Annotated in this window: 16 protein-coding genes; 12 read left to right on the forward strand and 4 right to left on the reverse strand. The window is 71.9% G+C overall.

The genetic code is table 11. From position 1 onward, the window contains the following. Positions 1-72 precede the first annotated feature (72 nt). The gene (locus AB0G04_RS18860; protein WP_360983745.1) at positions 73-597 is read left to right on the forward strand and encodes a hypothetical protein; all 525 of its coding nucleotides are present in this window, start codon (positions 73-75) and stop codon (positions 595-597) included. Here AB0G04_RS18860 and AB0G04_RS18865 read toward each other — a convergent pair. Beyond that, the gene (locus AB0G04_RS18865) at positions 578-1,108 is read right to left on the reverse strand and encodes a hypothetical protein (protein ID WP_360983748.1); all 531 of its coding nucleotides are present in this window, start codon (positions 1,106-1,108) and stop codon (positions 578-580) included. The two genes, AB0G04_RS18860 and AB0G04_RS18865, sit on opposite strands and share 20 nt — an antisense overlap. A 126-nt stretch (positions 1,109-1,234) precedes the next feature. Further along, on the reverse strand, positions 1,235-2,893 hold the full coding sequence (locus AB0G04_RS18870) for a glycoside hydrolase family 9 protein (RefSeq protein WP_360983751.1): 1,659 nt from the start codon (positions 2,891-2,893) through the stop codon (positions 1,235-1,237). 229 nt (positions 2,894-3,122) lie between these two features. On the opposite strand from AB0G04_RS18870, the gene AB0G04_RS18875 reads away from it, so the two are divergent. Genes AB0G04_RS18875 through AB0G04_RS18885 form a run of 3 tightly spaced genes read left to right on the forward strand, consistent with a single transcriptional unit; the run spans position 3,123 to position 4,755 of the window. Further along, the gene (locus AB0G04_RS18875; protein WP_360983754.1) at positions 3,123-3,788 is read left to right on the forward strand and encodes a hypothetical protein; all 666 of its coding nucleotides are present in this window, start codon (positions 3,123-3,125) and stop codon (positions 3,786-3,788) included. Further along, a complete protein-coding gene (locus AB0G04_RS18880) occupies positions 3,785-4,201 on the forward strand; it encodes a phage holin family protein (RefSeq protein ID WP_360983757.1) in 417 nt (138 codons plus the stop codon). The genes AB0G04_RS18875 and AB0G04_RS18880 overlap by 4 nt, the downstream gene beginning before the upstream one ends. Further along, positions 4,177-4,755 (forward strand): DUF3618 domain-containing protein, encoded by a 579-nt coding sequence (locus tag AB0G04_RS18885; protein WP_360983760.1) that lies wholly within the window; start codon positions 4,177-4,179, stop codon positions 4,753-4,755. The genes AB0G04_RS18880 and AB0G04_RS18885 overlap by 25 nt, the downstream gene beginning before the upstream one ends. Positions 4,756-4,806: 51 nt before the next feature. Here the strand turns inward: AB0G04_RS18885 and AB0G04_RS18890 are convergent, their stop codons facing one another. Further along, positions 4,807-5,784 carry a LuxR C-terminal-related transcriptional regulator gene (locus AB0G04_RS18890; RefSeq protein WP_360983763.1) on the reverse strand — a complete coding sequence of 326 codons (978 nt, stop codon included), beginning with the start codon at positions 5,782-5,784 and terminating at the stop codon, positions 4,807-4,809. 108 nt (positions 5,785-5,892) lie between these two features. After that, the gene (locus AB0G04_RS18895; protein WP_360983767.1) at positions 5,893-6,219 is read right to left on the reverse strand and encodes a hypothetical protein; all 327 of its coding nucleotides are present in this window, start codon (positions 6,217-6,219) and stop codon (positions 5,893-5,895) included. Between the two features lie 292 nt (positions 6,220-6,511). Between AB0G04_RS18895 and AB0G04_RS18900 the strand changes: the two genes are divergently transcribed. The 8 genes from AB0G04_RS18900 to AB0G04_RS18935 are packed head-to-tail and all read left to right on the forward strand — an operon-like array spanning position 6,512 to position 13,270. Next, positions 6,512-6,646: a hypothetical protein gene (locus AB0G04_RS18900; protein WP_360983770.1), complete on the forward strand. Its 135-nt coding sequence runs from the start codon at positions 6,512-6,514 to the stop codon at positions 6,644-6,646. A gap of 1 nt (position 6,647) precedes the next feature. Further along, positions 6,648-7,874, forward strand: a complete 1,227-nt coding sequence (locus AB0G04_RS18905) for an APC family permease (RefSeq protein WP_360983773.1) — start codon at positions 6,648-6,650, stop codon at positions 7,872-7,874. After that, positions 7,871-8,233 carry a cupin domain-containing protein gene (locus tag AB0G04_RS18910; RefSeq protein WP_360983776.1) on the forward strand — a complete coding sequence of 121 codons (363 nt, stop codon included), beginning with the start codon at positions 7,871-7,873 and terminating at the stop codon, positions 8,231-8,233. The genes AB0G04_RS18905 and AB0G04_RS18910 overlap by 4 nt, the downstream gene beginning before the upstream one ends. Next, positions 8,230-9,705, forward strand: a complete 1,476-nt coding sequence (locus AB0G04_RS18915; RefSeq protein ID WP_360983779.1) for a class I tRNA ligase family protein — start codon at positions 8,230-8,232, stop codon at positions 9,703-9,705. Before AB0G04_RS18910 ends, AB0G04_RS18915 begins: the two co-directional genes overlap by 4 nt. Beyond that, the gene (locus AB0G04_RS18920; RefSeq protein ID WP_360983782.1) at positions 9,705-10,499 is read left to right on the forward strand and encodes an ABC transporter substrate-binding protein; all 795 of its coding nucleotides are present in this window, start codon (positions 9,705-9,707) and stop codon (positions 10,497-10,499) included. Before AB0G04_RS18915 ends, AB0G04_RS18920 begins: the two co-directional genes overlap by 1 nt. After that, positions 10,496-11,536, forward strand: a complete 1,041-nt coding sequence (locus tag AB0G04_RS18925) for an FAD-dependent oxidoreductase (RefSeq protein WP_360983785.1) — start codon at positions 10,496-10,498, stop codon at positions 11,534-11,536. Before AB0G04_RS18920 ends, AB0G04_RS18925 begins: the two co-directional genes overlap by 4 nt. After that, a complete protein-coding gene (locus AB0G04_RS18930; protein WP_360983788.1) occupies positions 11,533-12,018 on the forward strand; it encodes a GNAT family N-acetyltransferase in 486 nt (161 codons plus the stop codon). Before AB0G04_RS18925 ends, AB0G04_RS18930 begins: the two co-directional genes overlap by 4 nt. Then, positions 12,011-13,270, forward strand: coding sequence for a SidA/IucD/PvdA family monooxygenase (locus AB0G04_RS18935; RefSeq protein WP_360983791.1), 1,260 nt, complete (start codon positions 12,011-12,013; stop codon positions 13,268-13,270). Before AB0G04_RS18930 ends, AB0G04_RS18935 begins: the two co-directional genes overlap by 8 nt. The last annotated feature ends 117 nt before the right edge of the window (positions 13,271-13,387 follow it).

A 13,387-nucleotide genomic window follows, 5' to 3' on the forward strand; every position in this document is an offset into this window, starting at 1 on the left:
CACCTCGGCCGGTTCCGGCATCGTCGGATTTCGCGGGTGCCGGACGGCGCCGCGCGGCTTAGCGTTGACCCCATGGACCCGACAGACACGAACACCGGCGGTCCCAGGCGCGACCAGGACGACCAGCAGGCGCACGGGCAGACACCGGAACATCGCGCCCGCGCCGCCGACGAGCGGGACAGGCTCGCCGACGTGCGCGATCGTGTCGCCGATGAGCGGGACGGGTTCGCCGATGAGCGGGACCGCACCGCCGATACCCACGAATCGCGCGCCGACGTCCGGGAGCAGCGCCTCGACACGTGGGAGCAGCAACTCAGCGAACGCGAACGACGGCTGCGGATGACGAGCGGTGACCGGCTCCAGGCCACCCGGGACGCGATCGCCCGGGAATCGAGGACCTGGAGCGGTCCCGGGCCCGGCTGGAGCGGTCCCGGGCCCGGCTGGAGCGGTCCGGTACCGCGTTGTCGGCCGGGGCGAGCCGGATCGACCGTGAGCAGGCCGAGATCGATCGGGAGACAAGGCGCAGCGAGCGCGACGGCGATCCGGGCTGACCCCCGCCGTGGCCGGTCGGACGCCGTCAGCCGCACGCCTTCTTGAGGTTGTCCAGCCCGGTGCCGAGCGTGAGGATGGCCAGACCGGCCTGCTCCGCGGAGTTGACGTCGGCCAGTGACTCCTTCGAGCCGAGCGCGGTCAGCGCCGTCGACAGGTCGCCGAGCGTCGTGCGCAGCCCCGGGTCGTCGGCTTGCTTCTGCAGGTCGGCGAGCTGTTGCGCCCACGTACCGGCCTGGGTCCTGACGGCGGTCTCCGCCGCCGCCCGGGCGTCGGCGTTGTTCGTCCGGTGGGCGGTGACGAGGTTGCCGAGCTGCTGGCCGAGCGCGTCGAGGTCGGAGTCGTTGATCAGGGTCTTGGCCGCGGTGCAGACCTCCTTGCTGTTGCCCGCCACCGCGGTTCCCCCGCCCGGCGCCGACACACTCGCCGACGGTGCCGCCGCCGGGGCACCGGTCGCGGTGGAGGTGCCCGGTGAAGCGGTGCCGCCGGCTGATCCGGTGCATGCGCCGGTGGCGCTGACGATCGTTACGAGGAAGGCCGCGGTCAGGAAACGACGCATGGGGGGATGTGCTCCTTGAAGCCGGGACGGGCACGACGGCCGCGTTGTACACCTGTACCGTAGGTCGGCGGGTCCAGCACTGTCGATCTCAGGCGGGCGGTGAACCGGCACGACGGTGCGACACGGCTACCCGTGTTCGGCGGCGAAGGCCGCGACCCAGACCAGCGGCGCGTTCCAGTTGATGGTCAGCTCGTTGGTCGACCAGGAGTTGATGTCGTCGATGTAGCAGAGCTGTCCTGCCCGCCCGGACAGCCGGGCCTGCGCCACCTCGTCCTGCAGCCCGGAGTTGGGCCCGCCGGCCAGGGTGCCCTTCGGCGGATGCGGCAGGCTGGGGTCGAGCTGGTGGGCGTACCAGCGGCTGTGCTGGTTCTCGGCGTAGTCGGTGCCGTATCCGGTGACGTACGACAGGTTCAGAGCGTTGCGGCCGAGGATGTAGTCGAGACCTTCCAGGACACCGTCGCGATAGCGCTGCTCGCCGGTCAGGTCATGTGCCACGGCCAGGACGACCAGGTTGTTCAGCACCATGCTGTTGGAGCCCCAGTCCCAATGGTTGCCCGGCGGCGAATAGGTCACCGCATACGGGTGGGCCCGCTGGACGGCGAGGTACCGGTCCGCGCCGGCGACCACCGAGGCGCACAGCTCGGCGCGGCCGGGCAGTGCGCTGGGTGTCAGAGCGAGGCCGAGGCGAGCGGCGGCCGCGGTGGCCGCCCAGTCGAAGGCGTACGGCCCGAAGACGTCCGCGGTGTGCAGCGGGGAGGCCAGCACCGCGTCGGCGTACGGCTGCTCGCCGGTGGTCAGGTACAGCTCGGCTGCGGCCCAGTAGAACTCGTCGCGTACGTCGTCGTCGTTGTACGGGCCGCCGCCGACGGTGTCCTCGACCGGGGCGTACCGGATCGGGTTGGCTCCGGCCGCCGCGTACGCGGTCCGCGCGGCGGTCAGCAGACGGTCCGCGTAGTCCGCGTCGTACTTGCGGTAGATCCGCGCCCCCTGGGCGGCCACGGCGGCCAGATTCAGCGTTGCCGCGGTGGACACCGGGCGCAGTTCGCGTGGCTGCCGGTCGAGGTGCGGCAGGGTCGGCAGGCCGGTCCATGCGCGGTCGTGCATCTTGTGGTGCACCATGCCGCCCGGTGCCTGCATGCGCAGCAGGAAGTCCAGTTCCCAGCGCACCTCGTTGAGCAGGTCCGGAACGCCGTTGCCGCTCTCCGGCAGGGCGAGCGGCAGGTCGTCGAGGCCGCGCCGGTGCTCGAAGGCGTGCAGCAGCTGCCACACCGTGATTCCGCCGTTGACCACGTACTTGCCGTGGTCGCCGGCGTCGTACCAGCCGCCGTGCACGTCGAGGCGGTAGTCGCCGGCGTCCGGGGCGCAGGGCACGTCACGGTCGCCGGGATGCCCGGCGGGGCGGCCGTAGCCGGGCCGCAGGTCGTCGCGGATCTCGATGCCGCTGCGCTGACAGTAGAAGAACTTCATCGCATCGGTGAGCAGTGGGCGGTAGAGGTCCGTGCTGATGGCGAAGGGGTGGCTTGTCGCACCGTCCGCGGTCAGGGTGAACCCGGTGCCGGCCCGCTGGTGGGTGCCGAAGTCGATGGTGTGCACGTTCTGCCCGGAGGAAACGTCGGTGCCGCGTGGGCCGGTCGTGCCGGTCGCGACGATCCGGCCCGCGCCGTCGGCGAGGTGCCAGGGCAGCGGCTCGAGTGCGCCGGTGACGAGAGTGGCCCGCTTCGGGCCGGACAGGACATAGCCCACCTGGTTCACGGCGACGGAAGCGGAGACGGCAACGGAAGCCATGTCTGGGAACGCTCCCAGTCGGTGGGCCGGCTGTCAAACCGCCACGATGGACCCTGCTGAAAAGCCACCGGCGTCACGCCCGTCGATCCCGTCCGTGAGATCACCTCCTCGGCCCCGTTGAGCTGCGTCGATGCGGGCCGCCGACGTTCGCGGAGATCGTCGTGGAAGGGGATTGGGAGCCGCTTCTCGGGGGATTCAGCGGGCGATCAGATCTTCGGTAGGAGGCATGGTGAGCAAAGCGACGGGGGTTGCGAACGCGCCCGGCCCTGCGGGGTCGAACGGCACGTCCGCGGTCAAACAGGTGATCGGGCAGGGCAAAGAAGCCGCCACCCACGCTGCGGCGGATGTCAGGGACACCGTCGGGGAACAGGCGCAGCGGGTCGGCGCGGAGGCGCAGGCACAGGTCCGCACGATCGTGGCCGAGGTGCGGGACAAGGTCGGCGAGCACGCCCGGACCCAGAGCGACACGCTTGTCACCTTCATCCGGGAGGCCGCCGACAACCTCGACGAGATGCGCGGCGACCGGCAGCAGACCCCGGCCGCGACCGTGGTCGCCCGGGTCGCCGACGGCGGCCGCCAGCTCGCCGACTACCTGGACCGGCACGGTCCCGAAGGCGTCCTGCAGGAGGTCGAGGACTTCGCCCGGCGCCGTCCCGGGGCGTTCCTGGCGACCGCCCTGGCGGCCGGCTTCGTCGTCGGCCGGCTGGGCAAGAGCGTCGCCAAGGCCGACGCCGGCGCCGGTGCTCCGGCCGCACCGGCCGTCCCGGCCACCCCGGGTGCTGCCCCGAGCGACGCCGGGGCCGTCGCCGGACCGGCCACGGGCACCACCGCGGATCCGCAGACCCTGCTGGAGGAGTTCACCCGCCTGCAGCAGCACCGGATGGCGCGGCCGTGACCACGCACACGCCCCACCACCGGGCCGACGAGGTCACCGGGACGTCGATCGGTGAGCTGATCGGCAACATCAGCAACGACCTGTCCCAGTTGTTCCGCCAAGAGGTGGAGCTGGCCAAGGCCGAGCTCAAGCAGGAGGCGTCGAAGGCGGGCCAGGCTGCCGGGATGCTCGGCGCCGCGGCCTTCGCCGGCTATCTCGCCGTCGTCCTGCTGAGCTTCGCCGCCGTGTTCGCCCTCGCCAATGTCATGGACGGCGGCTGGGCCGCGCTCATCGTGGCCGCCGCTTGGGCGATCGCCGGGGCAGTGCTGTTCGTCAAGGGACGCGGCAGGTTGAAGACCGTCGACCCGGTCCCGCATCGGACCGTCGACACGCTCAAGGAGGACGCCCGATGGCTGAAGAACCCGAACGGCTGAGGCAAGACATCGAGATCACCAGGGCCTCGCTGACCCGCGACGTCGACCTGCTGGCCGAGAAGGCGAGCCCCGGCCGGATCGCGCAGCGCCGCTGGAACTCGGTGAAGGACAGGGTGATGGGCAGCGCCGATCACGTCCGGCAGGTGGCCGGTGACTCGACGTCGTCGGCGAGGAGCACGGTCCAGGACGGGGCCGCCCATCTCGGGGAGGCGGCCGGCGCGGTTCGCGGTGTTCCGCGGGCCGCGGTCGCCCAGACCCAGGGCAACCCGCTGGCGGCCGGGATCATCGCCTTCGGCGCCGGCATGCTCGCCGCCACCCTCATCCCGGTCAGCGACACCGAACGCCGGGCCGGCCAACAGCTCAGAGACGGCGGCGGCGATCTGACCGACAAGGTCAAGGACTTGACGGCGGACATCAGGGACGATCTGGCCGGTACGGTCGAGCATGCCGTCGACGAGATCAAGAGCACGGCCCGGGACGCCGCCAGCACCTCGAAGAAGCAGGTCCGGTCCTCGGCACAGCAGGCGAAACAGTCCGTGGCCGGCAGTCCGTAGGAGCCCGCGGACCCGGAGGCCGCCGCGGCCGCGGCCGGTCGGAGCGGAACGTCAGATCCAGCCCTCGCGGGCGGCCAGCAGGCCGGCCTCGAAACGGCTGCGGGCACCGAGACGTTCCATCAGTTCGGCCATGGCCCGGCGGCAGGTGCGCTCGGACATGCCGAGGCGGGTGGCCGCCGAGCTGTCGGTGTGACCCTGGGCCAGCAGCTGCAGCAGTTCACGCTGGACGGGGGTGATCCCGTCGACGGCACGGGCGGCGGCACCGAGCGGGACGGCGGTACGCCACACCTGCTCGTAGAGGGTGACCAGGGACGCCACCACACCGCGGCCGGACAGCTGCAGGATGCCCTGCGCGGTGTTGCCGGGGTCGATCGGGACGACCGCGATCGACCGGTCGAAGATCAGCATGCGGGGTGGCAGCAGCGGCGCGGTGCGTACCTCGGTGCCGGCGTCGGTTAGCGATTTCGCGTACCCGGCAGCGTTCGGGTCGCGCCGGGCGGAGTCGTGCAGGGTGGTCCGGATGGTGACCCGGCGGGCGACCAGTTCGGCGTTGTTCTGCCGGGCCGCCTCGACGGCTGCGGCGGACGGCACCGACGGCACGATGCTGAGCAGTTCCTCGCGCAGGCTCTGGCCGAGCTCCTCGAGCCGGTTCTGGATGGCGTCGGGGCCGATCACGCGTTCGGCCTCGACCGCCTCCTCGGTGGCCGGCCGGTCGCTGTATTCGGCGAGCAGTGCCGCCACCGCGGCCTGCCCGGCGGCGATGCGCTGCATGCGGTGCTCGACGTCGGCCTGCTGGCGGGCCAGCAGCGACTGCAGCCCGACGGTCGGGCTGACCGCCCGCAACTCGCCCTCACGCTCGGAGGAGTGGCGCAGCAGAGCGAGGTCGAACAGTTCGTCGAGGGCCGCCCGGACGGTGTCCTCGTCGGTGGCCAGGTGGTCCACGAGCTGAGCGACACCCCAGCGCGGGTGGCTCAGTAACAGCCGATAGACCTGCTCGGCGTCGTTCCCGAGGCCCAGAATGTCAAGCACGCATTGCCCCCGTGGCACGTCGAACATCGATTATCGACGACAGGTCTAACATCGATTGCCGGTTGCGGTTGCTGTCTGTCCATGATGCGGGAACCGACAGTGTCCGGGTCAGCCGCCGTGGTGCAGGCTGTCGAGCGGCACGTCGGCGTCGGCGACGATCCGCCACTGGCGCATCGTGGGGGAGTTGGCCAGCACCCGGCTCATCAGGGCGCGGGCGGTGTCGCGACCGGCCGGGATATCCGCCGACTGCAGGAACACGCCGACCTCGAAACCGTCGGGTACGGCCCGGGCCACCACGTGCTCGACCGGGTCACCGGGGCGGACCGCGGCCCAGGTGGCGTCGACCAGTGCGGCCGCGTCGACGCCGGCCGCCGCGTCGTGCCGCGGAGCGAGGGAGATACGGGCCAGTCGCATCTGTTCGGTCCTCTTCGTCATCGTTGAACTCGGGACTCGCTCAAGCCCTTCTCCGTGCCGGGCGACTTTCAGCTTGACGCACATTATCGCCACGCCTTTGCCGTACGGCGAAAGAGTGGCGGACCGGCCGGTTCCGGCCTGGCCGGAACCGGCCGAAGTCGCCGGTCAGCGGCCGGAACCGGCCAGGCCGGTTCGGGACACTCCGCAGGCCTTTCCGCCCGCAGCGGGGTTCGGAATAGTTCTCGCTGTCAGGCCGCAACGGCCAGAAATGACGCAGAGAAACAATTTTGGTCAATCAGCCGGGGGTATCACCATGTCGTTTTCGGTCGCTCGTGCCACGCTCGTCGTCGCTTTCCTGCTCCTGGCCGGTGCGGTCGTGCTCCTGGCCTCCGGCGCCGGTGAGGTCACCGCGGCGTCGGCGTCCACCAACGGTCTGATCTGGGGCTGACATGCCGGAGCAGACTCTGGACAGTCCGCCCGCCCGGCAGACCGGCGCGGAGGTGGGCACGGGGCAGTGGTCGGTGGGCCAGCTCACACAGATGTACATCTCCAGCATCCTGGGTGCCGGGATCCTCGTGGTGCCGGGCATCTCGGTGCAGGAGGCCGGGTGGGCCGCCCCGCTCGTGTGGGTGGCACTGGCCGGGATCTGCGTCTGCATCGCCCAGATGTTCGCGCGGATCTCGATGGAGTTCCCCACCGTCTCCGGGGTCACCGACGTCATCCGCGCCGGCATGGGACCGGCGAACGCCGGCTTGGCGCAGGGCGTGCTCCTGCTGGTCTACGCGGTCGGCAACCCGGCCATGGCCATCGCGACGGCCCACTACCTCGGCGAAGTCACGGACGGGCTTCCACCCGTACCGATCACCGCCATGGTTCTGATGTTGTTGTCCCTGGCCCTTGCCGGGCTCAGCGACCGCCTCATCGCCCTCGTCCAGGGCGTCAGCATCAAGATCGCGATGGTCGCGCTGGCCGTGAGTATCGCCCTCGCGGTTCCCAGCATGAGCCTCGACAACCTCGGCCGGCACGGGGACCCGACCTTCGCCGGTGTTCTGACCGCCGCGGGGGTCGCCTTCTACGCCTACCTGGGCTGGGAGAACGTCTCCCTGCTGGGTGGTTCGGTCCGCGATCCGCGCCGGACGTTCCCGAAGGCCATCCGCCGTGCGGTTCCGGTGGTCGCCCTCACCTACCTGGCCGCCACCCTGGCGTTCGCGGCCCTGCCACCCGGCGGCCCGGCCGTGCTGGTGTCCGCGCTGACCGCCGGGCTGCCCGCACCCCTGCGGCTGCTGCTGCTGATCGCGTCGGCGGTCGCCATCGTCGCGGCAACCAACGCGTGGGTGCTCGGCGCCACCCGCCTCTACGTCCACGCCGTCCGCGGCCGGACCTCCGAACTGCGCGCCAAGGGCGTCCTCGCGCTGGCCTACGCCGGCACGCTGGCCCTGTTCGGCGCCGGTGTGGTCACCCACTCCGACCTGCTGGCCTGGACGTCGGCGCTGTTCATGTCGGTGTACGCGCTGTGCAGCGTCGCCCTGGCACGGATGCAGCACCGATGGAGCGTCCAAGTCGTCGTCGTCCTGCTCAGCAGCCTGGCCATCCTCGGCTCCCGCGGCGCCGCGGGCCTGCTGTTCGCCGGTCTCCTCGTCGTGGTGGTCCTGGCCACCGGAAAGGTACGAAAGTGAACGCTCTGCGCCACCTGGCCACCCTGTCCGAGGAGTCGGCGGGCGGTGAGTTCGGCACCAAGTGCCAGCGCGTGTTCCCCCTCGACGTCCTCGACGAGACCCTCGGCGCGATGGGCTGCTGGCTCGAACCCGGCGCCGCCACCGCACCGGACCAGCACAACCAGCGGGAGATGGTGGTCGTCACCAGCGGCCGCGGCACCCTCGTCTCGGGCACCGAGACCACCGAACTGCGCGCCGGTGACGTCGTCTTCATCGAGAAGAACCACGAGCACGTCCTGCACTGCACCGACGAACCGCTGGCCTGGATCTCCGTGTACTGGCCCCTCCGCGAGCAGCCCCTGAAGGAGACGACCGCATGACCACCTGGATCACGGCGACGCCGCCCACCCCGAACGGCCACCTGCACGTCGGCCACATCTCCGGGCCGTACCTGGCCGGCGACGTGATGGCACGGGCGCTCGCCGCCGACGGCCACGACGCGTGGTACTCCACCGGCCTGGACGACAACCAGACGTACGTGCCACGCCGCTCCTGGGGCGAGAACTGTGAACCCGAGGAGACCGCGGAACGCTACACCCGCTCGATCGTGGACACCTGGGCGGCCGCCGGCGTCAAGTTCGACAAGATCGTCAGACCGCAGGGCCAGGAGTACGAGACCCGCGTCCGCGACCTTTTCTCCACGCTCGTCGAGTCGGGCCACATCGTCGCCGAGGAGCGGCCGCTGCCGTACTGCCAGGGCTGTGAACTATGGCTGTACGAGGCGTACCTGGGCGGCAAGTGCCCGCACTGCGGCGCCGGCACCAACGGCAACGCCTGCGAGGACTGCTGCCGGCCCAACCTCTGCGCCGACGTGGTGGACCCGTTCTGCATCCGCTGCGGGGCGACCCCGGAGCTGCGGCAGACCAAGATGCACGTGCTCGCGCTGGAACCGCTGCGCGCCGGGCTCGAGGCGTTCTGGACAGCCTGCGACATGCCCGAACGGCTGCGGGCCGTCTGCCGCGCGATGGCCGCCGACCGGCTGCCCGACATCCTGGTGTCGCACCCGTCGGCCTGGGGCATCCCCACCGACGCCGACCCGGGCCTGCGCACCTACGTGTGGCTGGAGATGGCCGAGGGCTACGCCGCCGAGGCACCGCCGCGCCCCCACGACCGGCTCGTGCAGTTCTTCGGCATCGACAACGGCTACTTCCACGCCGTGCTGTTCCCGGCCGTGAACATCGCCCTGGGCCGCCCCGAACTGCTGCCGGCGAAGTTCGTCGTCAACGAGTTCTTCCAGCTCAACGGCTCCAAGTTCTCCACCAGCCGGCGCCACGCCATCTGGGCGTCGGAGTTCCTGCCGGTCGCCGGGGCCGACCTGCTGCGCCTGCACTGCCTGCTGCGGCGGCCGGCGACCAGCCGGACCGACTTCACGCTTGACGACTTCGCCCGTACCGAGAAGATCCTGGACGCCTGGGACTCCACCTTCCGCGGCGTGTTCGCGCTGGCCGCCACCGCATCGGCCGATGAGGCCGCCCTGCCCGCCGACCTGCGGCGCAGCGGCCGATCCGTGCGGGCCCAGCTGGAACTGGCCCGCACCTACTGCCGGCCCGACGACTTCGACCCGCCGGGTGCCGTCGAACAGCTCGCGTCGGTGGCCCGGGTCATCGGCTCGGCCCTCGACGAGGTCCGCGCCATGGGCTCCACCGGTGTGGCCGCGGCCGCGGTCCTGCGCACCTGGGTCCGCGAGTTCGCCCAGGTCGCCGCCCCGATCGTGCCCAGCGGCAGCACCCGCCTGCTGGCCGCCTGCGACGGCGAACCACAGCCGGGCAGGTACTTCGGACTGGGCATCTGATGGCCGGCCTTCTGGCGGTCGTGGCCCCCCTCACCGGCCCGCGTGGCCGGTGGGGGAGCCTCTTCCCGGCCGACCTGCTGAAGCACCCGGCGGTGACCGTCCACGACGACGGCGCCGACCCGGAACGCTCCGTCGCGCTGGCCCGGCAGATCGCCGCCACTCCCGGCATCCGGGCCGTGGCCGGGCACTTCTCCAGCGAGGCGGCCGCCGGGGCACTGCCCGTCTACCGGCAGGCCGGCATCCCGGTGGCGTTCCCGCTGTCGTCGGCGCCGGGTGTCACCCGTGAGCACCTGAACCCCGAACCGGGCGTCATCGCCCCGATGCCCGACAACGTGGAGCAGGCCGCCGCACTGTGGCAGTCGGCCGGGGGAGCGGGCACGCTCGCCTGGGCCGGTGCCTCCGCCACCGGGCTCGCCGTCGTCTGGGCCGGCCTGGGCGGACAGCTGAGACCGACCGTCGCGGAGGTCCTCGCCGAACCCGGCGTCAGCACGCTGGTGGTGCTGGGCACGCTGACCGACGCCGAGCACGCCCTCGCCGTGGTCGCCGCGTCGGGCCGGCGGATCCCGGTGGTGCTCAGCGACGACAGCTGGGTGGGCTCGGCGGCGTGGGACGGACTCGTCCCGGAGGTCGTGACCACCCGGCCCGACCCCGCCGTCCTGGTCGACCGGTGCGCGCGGCACATGCTCGAAGCCGTCCGGCTGGGGCTCACCGGCGCGGAGATCGTCACCCTGTGGGCACGGCGGCACGGCATCGCCTGCTGGGAGAAGCCACAGCCCCTGGGAGTACGCCCATGACCGTGCTGGACTGCGCGGTCGTCGGTGACGGGATCGTCGGCCGGTTCACCGCGCTCGCCCTGGCGGCGCGCGGCCTGCGGGTCGCGCTGTGCGGCGGCGCACCCGGCGACGCGGGTTCGTCGGCGTCGGCACTGAGTGGGGGACTCGTCCGGGCGTACTCGCCGGATCCTGATCTGACCCGGCTGGCCGTGCGCAGCATGACGGCCGTGTGGTGGAACTGCCCGGCCTACCGCCGGACCGGCTCGGTGCACGTCGTGCCGCGTGCCGCGCTGAACGCGGAGGTCCTGGCCGAGATGGCCGCCGCCGGAATCCCGTACCGGGTCGCCGACGGCCCGGGGCACCACCCGGTGCGGCTGGACCCCGGCGACTGCGCGGTCGTCGAACCGCACGGCGGCTACGTGCTCGCCCTGCCGGCACTGACTTGGCTCGCCGAGCGGTGCGCGGCCGAGCCGGCGATCGTGCCGGGCGGGCCGGTCGGCCGGATCGACACCGGCGCCGACGCGTTCACCCTGGTCGGCCCGGACCTCCGCGCCCGGCGGGTGATCGTCACCGCCGGGCCGGGCACCGTGGCCCTGGTACCGGTCACCGGCCTGCAACAGCGGCGGATCGTCTACTCCTTCGTGCGCCTGGACACCGACGTCGGACACACGCTGGTGGACACCGCCCCCGACGCCTGGATGCGGCCGGCGCCGGAACAGGGACCCGGCGTCCACCTCGTCGGCCGTGCCGACCCGCGGCCGTGGGACCGGCCGGGGCGGCGCGGGGTCGACGACCCACCGGCCGGCCGGCGGGCCACCGAGGCCCTCGCCCGGCGGCTGCCGGCGATGGTGCGGGCCACCTACCTGAGCAGCGTCGTCGCGTCCGACATGTACACGACCTCGGGACCCGGCCGGGTCGGGCCCACGGCCACGGCAACCGACGGCCTATGGTTCATGACCGGTCTGTCCGGCGGCGGTTTCAAGATCGCCCCCGCTCTCGCCGAGCGTGCGGCCGACCGCGTGATGACGTCCCTCGAAAGAACAGGAACACTTCGATGACCTCAGCAGCCGAGCTCGTGGTGACGCAGTCCTCCCCGGCGGACATGCCGTCGGTCGAGCAGCTCTTCGTCGCCTACCGGCACTTCTACGGGCGCACCGGCGACGAGGCGCGGGCCGCGGAGTTCCTGCGGACCCGTGTCTCCACCGGGGAGTCCCGGGTGCTGGCCGCCCGGACCGGTGACCGGGTCGTCGGCTTCTGCCAGATCTACCAGCAGTTCTCCTCGCTGGGCCTGACCGTGACCTGGATTCTCAACGACCTGTTCGTGCTCCCGGAGGCCCGCGGCCTCGGCGCCGGCCGGGCACTCGTCGTCCGGACCGTGCAGGAGGCGCGTGCCGCCGGGGCGACCGCGGTCGTCCTGGAGACCAAGAGCGACAACGACGTCGCGCAGACCCTGTACCGGTCGCTCGGCTTCGTCGAGTCGCACCGGGACGGTGAGTTCGTCCATTACCGCAACGATCTTGAGGGTGGGGACCATGTTTGATCGTGAACTCGTCGGTGTCGGGCTCGGACCGGCCAACCTGGGCCTCGCCATCGCTCTGGAGGAGGCGGACGTCGCCGGCGACGCGCTGTTCCTCGACCGCCGGCCGGGCTTCGACTGGCACCCCGACATGCTGCTGTCGTCGTCGGTCATGCAGATCAGCTACCTCAAGGACCTCGCCACCCAGCGCAACCCGCGCAGCGCCTACACGTTCGTGAACTACCTGCACGAACGCGGCCGGATCAGCGACTTCATCAACAAGCAGACGTTCTTCCCCAGCCGGCTGGAGTTCACCGACTACCTGCGCTGGGCCGTCGAGCGTCTGCAGGTTCCGGTCACCTGGGGCGCCGACGTGGCCGGCGTCGAACTCGACGAGCACACCGGCGGCTGCGTCGTGTCGTGGCGCGCCGCCGGCCGGCTGCACCGCACCACCAGCCGCCATGTCGCGATCGGCGTCGGCTCCACCCCCCGGATGCCCGGCTGGTCCACCGGACTGCCCAGCGTGTTCCACAACACCCGCCTGCTCCGCGGCCTGCGGTCGGCCGGGCTCACCGGCCGGTCCCGGGTCGCCGTCGTCGGGCAGGGCCAGAGCGCCGCCGAAGCGGTACGGCACGTCCTCGAGACCTACCCGGGTGTGTCCGTCGACTGCTACATCTCCTCGTACGGGATGACACCGGCCGACGACAGCCCGTTCGCGAACCGCGTCTTCGACCCGGCGGCCGTCGACGACTTCTACTTCGCCGACGCCGGCGTCCGCGACGAACTGCTCGGCCGGCACCGCTCCACCAACTACAGCAGCGTCGACCCGGACCTGCTCAGCTGGCTGTACGACGTCGAGTACCACGAGAAGATCACCGGCGACGGCCGGCTGCGCTTCCACCGGGCCACCCGTGTCACCGCCGCCGCCGCGGCCGGCCGGCGCGTCACCCTCGACGTGCTGCGCCGGATGACCGGGACGACGACCCGCGAGTCGTACGACGCGGTCGTGTGCGCCACCGGATTCACCTCCCCGCTGCCCCGGCACCTGCTCGGCGCCTCGTTCGGGGACTGCTCGGACGCCTGGCTGGCCCGCGACTACCGTCTGCACCGTCCCGACGGCTCGTCGCTGCCGGTGTTCGTGCTCGGCGCCACCGAATCCGGCCACGGCCTCGGCTCCGGCCTGCTCTCCAATGTCGCCGTCCGCGGCGGCGAGATCGCCGCCCAGGTGGCCGTGGCGGCCCGGCCCGGCGCGATGCTGGAGCTTGTCGCTCACTGATATCTCCCCGGTGGGCCGGTACCTCCAGGTGCCGGCCCACCGGCGTCACGCCGCAATGCGGTAGAGCCGCGCAGCGCGTGTGGTGCGAGGCCAAGAAGCAGTCGATGACTTTTGCGA

It is taken from the genome of Actinoplanes sp. NPDC023801 (assembly GCF_040639655.1).
Classification (GTDB): Bacteria; Actinomycetota; Actinomycetes; order Mycobacteriales; family Micromonosporaceae; genus Actinoplanes.